Source organism: Gilvimarinus gilvus (genome assembly GCF_030518155.1).
Classification (GTDB): Bacteria; Pseudomonadota; Gammaproteobacteria; order Pseudomonadales; family Cellvibrionaceae; genus Gilvimarinus; species Gilvimarinus gilvus.
The window spans coordinates 1-531 of sequence record NZ_JAULRU010000289.1; the positions used below are offsets into that span (position 1 = coordinate 1).

2 protein-coding genes are annotated in these 531 nt (G+C 54.2%); both read right to left on the minus strand.

The genetic code is table 11. The features are described 5' to 3' along the window. Positions 1–134, minus strand: a 134-nt coding sequence (locus QWI17_RS04850) for a DUF1348 family protein (protein ID WP_368045325.1), incomplete at its 3' end; no start/stop codon positions are given. Between the two features lie 54 nt (positions 135–188). Then, positions 189–531 (minus strand): TetR family transcriptional regulator C-terminal domain-containing protein (locus QWI17_RS04855; RefSeq protein ID WP_441294582.1); only part of this gene is annotated, 343 nt, incomplete at its 5' end.

Consider the following 531-nt stretch of genomic DNA (forward strand, 5'->3'; position numbering starts at 1 on the left):
AGCGTATAGGCGTGCGAGACTTTCTCCGCGTCGCGGCTGTTCCAGCCATCTTCAGCGAGTCGAACTTTCTCGATGGCTGTTTCACGGGTAAAAGGTGGAAGTGACGGCCGAGTTTGGGCATTGGACATGATCATGACTCCAGTCGAGTTGGGCAGCAAAGTGTGATTACAACTTCAGGCATTCAAACGTCAGGGCGCAAACTCTTTGAGCAAAAGTTGCGCAACTTCCATGGCATCATCAGCAGCGTGATAATCTCCCATGACACGCGCCGTGGTGATCGCGCCCTCGATCAGGACAAACAACTGCCTGGCCACGACCAACGGTTGCCGAACATTCAATTGCTCAGCCAGTTCAAGCGTGTAGTCCAGGAGTTTCTGCTTGTGCAACTTGGCGATCTGGCGGATGGGGTCTTCAGGGTCCCCGACCTCGCCTGCCGTGTTGATGAATGCACAACCGCGAAAACCATCCGACTCGAACCAGCCTTTCAACACAGTGAACATGTTCAGTATGCGAGCGTATGGCGTGGCTGCT